At 28.1% G+C, this 4,303-nt stretch carries 6 protein-coding genes and 4 tRNA genes; 5 read left to right on the forward strand and 5 right to left on the reverse strand.

Annotated elements, in window-relative coordinates; translation table 11 throughout:
- Window positions 1-103 precede the first annotated feature (103 nt).
- The 4 genes from E6A48_RS03160 to E6A48_RS03175 are packed head-to-tail and all read right to left on the reverse strand — an operon-like array spanning window position 104 to window position 2,493.
- Entirely contained in the window at window positions 104-835 is a 732-nt protein-coding gene (locus E6A48_RS03160; protein WP_219708541.1) for a ComF family protein, read from the reverse strand.
- On the reverse strand, window positions 828-1,589 hold the full coding sequence (gene kdsB, locus E6A48_RS03165) for a 3-deoxy-manno-octulosonate cytidylyltransferase (protein ID WP_219708543.1): 762 nt from the start codon (window positions 1,587-1,589) through the stop codon (window positions 828-830). Before kdsB ends, E6A48_RS03160 begins: the two co-directional genes overlap by 8 nt.
- A gap of 1 nt (window position 1,590) precedes the next feature.
- Entirely contained in the window at window positions 1,591-2,076 is a 486-nt protein-coding gene (locus E6A48_RS03170) for a PTS sugar transporter subunit IIA (protein WP_219708545.1), read from the reverse strand.
- Window positions 2,077-2,091: 15 nt separating this feature from the next.
- Complete coding sequence (locus E6A48_RS03175; protein ID WP_219708547.1) at window positions 2,092-2,493, reverse strand: hypothetical protein; 402 nt, start codon at window positions 2,491-2,493, stop codon at window positions 2,092-2,094.
- 133 nt (window positions 2,494-2,626) lie between these two features.
- Between E6A48_RS03175 and E6A48_RS03180 the strand changes: the two genes are divergently transcribed.
- The 5 genes from E6A48_RS03180 (at window position 2,627) to E6A48_RS03200 (ending at window position 3,802) form a co-directional block, all read left to right on the forward strand.
- A tRNA-Pro gene (locus E6A48_RS03180) sits at window positions 2,627-2,700 on the forward strand.
- A gap of 2 nt (window positions 2,701-2,702) precedes the next feature.
- Window positions 2,703-2,776 (forward strand) — tRNA-Arg (locus E6A48_RS03185).
- A 45-nt stretch (window positions 2,777-2,821) separates the two neighbouring features.
- Window positions 2,822-2,897 (forward strand) — tRNA-His (locus tag E6A48_RS03190).
- A gap of 74 nt (window positions 2,898-2,971) precedes the next feature.
- The gene (locus E6A48_RS03195) at window positions 2,972-3,676 is read left to right on the forward strand and encodes an efflux RND transporter permease subunit (protein WP_219708549.1); all 705 of its coding nucleotides are present in this window, start codon (window positions 2,972-2,974) and stop codon (window positions 3,674-3,676) included.
- Between the two features lie 52 nt (window positions 3,677-3,728).
- A tRNA-Arg gene (locus E6A48_RS03200) sits at window positions 3,729-3,802 on the forward strand.
- A gap of 7 nt (window positions 3,803-3,809) precedes the next feature.
- On the opposite strand, the gene E6A48_RS03205 is transcribed toward E6A48_RS03200, so the two are convergent.
- Window positions 3,810-4,303 (reverse strand): YkvA family protein (locus E6A48_RS03205; protein ID WP_258018528.1); only part of this gene is annotated, 494 nt, incomplete at its 5' end.

The raw sequence follows: 4,303 nt of genomic DNA on the forward strand, positions 1-4,303 counted from the left end.
GCACTTCCTTCGGTCGTAAAAGAACTGGGGGTGTGTACTCTAAGGGCACGCTTCGCAGGGGGGGGCTAGTCCCCGAGAATAATAAAAAATAAAAACTAATTTTTTATCTCGCTGACGCTACCGTAAGTACGCCTATTCTTTCTATAAACTCTAATTTTCTTAATTCTAATGACATCTCATTTAAAGTTGAACCTGTTGTAAATACATCATCTATTATCAAGATATTTATTTTTTTGCTTTTATCAAATTTATATTTTTTGTTTATTTTAAAAGCGTTTTTTATTGCTTTCTCTCTAAGCTCTTTTCCTTTTATCATGCTAAGAGGCTTACTTTCTTTTTTTCTAATTATTATATTTTCTATTAATGGTATATTTATTATTTTAGATATTTGTCTTGCTATAAGTTCGCTTTGATTATAGCCTCTTTCAAGCAGTCTGTTTTTTCCAAGAGGCACAAACGAAACAGCATCAAATTTATTAATATAGTCCTTATAATAAAAAGAAAGCATGGCAGCAAAATCTTTACAAATTAAATATCTATGGCTAAATTTCATTTTATGAATTAAATTACTTGTTTTATCATCATAATAAAGCATTGATTTACATTCATTAAAATAAATGTTTTCGTATGAGCATATACAAGTTGAATTTTCTGTATCTATCACTCTTCCGCAGCGATTGCATCTTATATAATCATCTCTATGAATATAGCTTAATTTATTAATGCAATCTAAGCATATATAATTTATTTTATCGCTTTGAATAATATTTTTGCATATGATGCAATGATTTGGAAATAGTATATTAAAAACAACAGCAAAAAATTTTTTAAGCATTATTTCCTAATTTTATTAATGCCTCTTTTTTTAAATACTCTTGAACAATCTCTAAATCTTCTTTTGTATCAATTCCATGTATAAAATGATTAGTTTCTAATACTTTAATTTTCATTCCATGATAAAGCCATCTTAATTGCTCAAGCTTCTCTATTTTCTCGTATTCACATTCTTGTAAGTTTTCTATTTTTAAAAGAGCCTCTCTTCTAAAAGCATAAACTCCAATATGTTTATAATATTTAACTAATATATCATTATCAAATCTTTTATGCGGAATAGTAGCCCTTGAAAAATACATTGCATAATCTTTATAATCGCATACCACCTTAACTGCATTTTCATCTTTAATTAAAGGGCTATAATCATCAATTTTTGTTTTTAAAGTAGCTATATCAACATCTTCATCATCAAAAGCATCTATAACAGGTTTAAGTATATCTTCGTTAATTAATGGCTCATCACCCTGAACATTAATAATAATGTCAGAATCTATGTTTTTGGCAACTTCTGTTATTCTTGAAGTGCCGGAAGTATGATGCACCGAAGTCATAACTGCTTTAGCATTATTCTTTTCGCATATGTCCATTATCTCTTTAGAATCTGTTGCCACTATAACATCATTTATATCTTTAGTAGCCTTAACATTGTCATATACAGCAATGATTATAGGCTTACCTAATAATTCATAAGTAAGCTTTTTTGGAAATCTTGTAGAATCATATCTAGCAGGTATTATAGCAGTTACTTTTCTCATTTTATTTACCACCTATAATGTCTTTTACCATATTTGATAATTTATCTTTAAACTCTTCTTGAGTTTTTGATTCTAATAATAATACAGTATACATACTTAATTTTGATATCTTTGTCATAAGAGATAATAATTGTAAATATTTATCGCTTTTATCTATAGGAGTTAAAAACATAGTAAGCAAATGAACAGGCTTTTTATCTAGTGCATAATAGTTAATACCTGGTTTTGATATTGCAAATATTAATTCATTTTCCTGAACTTCTTTAGTCCTTAAATGAGGAAAAGCCACACCATAACCTAAACCGCTTGATATAATATTTTCTTTTTTAAACATACACTCTATAGTTTTAGATATATTTATTCTAAGTCCATTAGATTCTGCATGTATAAGCATTTCACTTATAGCTTCTTGTTTATTATTTGCTTTTAAGTCGAGTATGATATACGATTTTTTAATATCATCTAATATTTCATTCAAACTCATCATAAGAGAAGTCCTTTTTTAAATATCTGTATTAAAATTTTCTTTTATATATTGCTTTAGTGTATATTGTTTTTGAATGAGCTCTAATGTTATATTAAGCGGATATATAGTGCTATGATTTTTAAAATCTATTCCTATAGCTTCATCGTCTAAATCAACTTCTCTAGAAATTACCCATTTGCCATCAAAATGTATTTTAATAATTTCTCCAATATATGTTGCTATAGCAAATATAAAGTTTCTATTATTATCATCATTTTCCAATATTTTATTTATTTTTTCTTTGAAGAACTTATCAATTTCTTTTAGGCTTTGAAGAGTATAATCGATATGATATCCTTCTCTTATTAGAAAATTGCTTATCCAATTTGCAGTTCTTATGATATCATTTTCTGGCAGTATATATTTAGACATAATCATTATAACCTTATAAAGACTTATGATATATTTTTTTTTTAATAAGTCAAGTTTTTAGTATTTTATCAAATAAAAATAATATAATAAATTAGTTGACAAAAAAATAAATTAATATATAATTGAAAAACATATTTAACGGGATGTAGCGCAATTGGTTAGCGTACCTGCTTTGGGAGCAGGGGGTTGTGAGTTCGAGTCTCACCATCCCGAATGCGCTAGTAGCTCAATTGGATAGAGCAACTGCCTTCTAAGCAGTAGGTTACAGGTTCGATTCCTGTCTGGCGCGTATAGGGTCTTAAATAAAAAGACTCTTTTTTTTCTTTATTATTATGGCGAATGTAGCTCAGTTGGTTAGAGCGCCAGATTGTGGATCTGGATGTCGCGGGTTCAAGTCCCGTCTTTCGCCCTTTCTAAATAAAAAAACAATCATACTTGATATTTTTCCTCTTTAATATAACATTTCTATTATGGAGGGTACAAAATGAAAAAAGTTAAAAAATTATTATTAATATTTTCTATTCTTGCTATAAGCAATATATCAGTATTTGCTGCTAGCGGTTTTGAAGCTATAATTAATGTGCCTTTAGGTTTATCTATTGGTGTGCCTACTGGTACTTATGAGGCTTTATCTGATAAAGGTAAGGTAGGGTTTGATTCTGGAGTTACTGCTCAAATTGGGTATATGATAGGTATTGGTAAATTGGGTATTAGTATATTGGGTGAGTTTGGTTATAGTTATGACAGCTATAAAATGTATTTACTTCAGTCTGAAATTTTAGGTCAGAAAACTGAAATGAATTTAAACATGTATACTCATAGCTTTCAAGTTGGTTTACTACCTAAAATCAATATTGGTCAATTTGCTATAGGTGTTGGTGCTGGTGTTAAGATACCTGTTGCTGCTACTTATGAGACAGATGCTACTGTTTTTGGAGTAAATGAAAAATTTAAATATGATTTGAAAAGAAAAGATATAGAACAGTTTAGCAGAAATGTTATTCCGTATATTAAACTTACTTTTGATTATTCTATATATTTCGGCTCTAAAATGGCTTTGAATGTTGGGGCTTATTTAGGTTATGATTTTGGTCTTGCTCAAAAAAGTACTATAGACAATGAATATACAAGTGTTGATAGTTTTGATTTGGGTTTGCAATTGGGTTTAAGATTTGCTCCTAAACTATAATAATAAAAATATTTACCGATAATTAATCATTACTATTAATTAAATTTAAAAAGCGTCTGTGGCTCAATTGGATAGAGCAGCGGATTTCGGTTCCGTCGGTTGGGGGTTCGAATCCTCTCAGACGCGTAATTTTTTATTCTTCGTTTTCTTTAGATGTTTCTTCTGACTCTTTTTTATATTTTTCTTTATCATCTATATATGTATAATCATAAATGCCATATTTCCATTCTCTATACTTCTCTATCTCATCATTAAAAGATTTTATACATAACCCTATAATAAAAGCATCGTCTAATAATCCTATTAATGGAAAAAAATCTGCTATAGCATCAAATGGAAGAAGCAAATAAAGCAGCGACGCCGCTATTGCAGATATTACTTTCCAAGGAACATTTTTATAATTACCAGATATATAGTCCTTTATCATACTAATAAATATTTCTATTTTGTCTTTAAATAAATAAAGTCTATCCGATGCTTGCATAGTATTAAATATTTCTTTAGTTTTTAAAAGTAAAGATTCTAATTTGTCATGATTGATATTAGATGTTATAGATAACCATATTTTTTTTGCTTTGTTTTTTAAATACATTGTTATATATCCCATAAAGAAAATAATAATATTAT

Source organism: Brachyspira pilosicoli (genome assembly GCF_019402445.1).
GTDB classification, from domain to species: domain Bacteria; phylum Spirochaetota; class Brachyspiria; order Brachyspirales; family Brachyspiraceae; genus Brachyspira; species Brachyspira pilosicoli_B.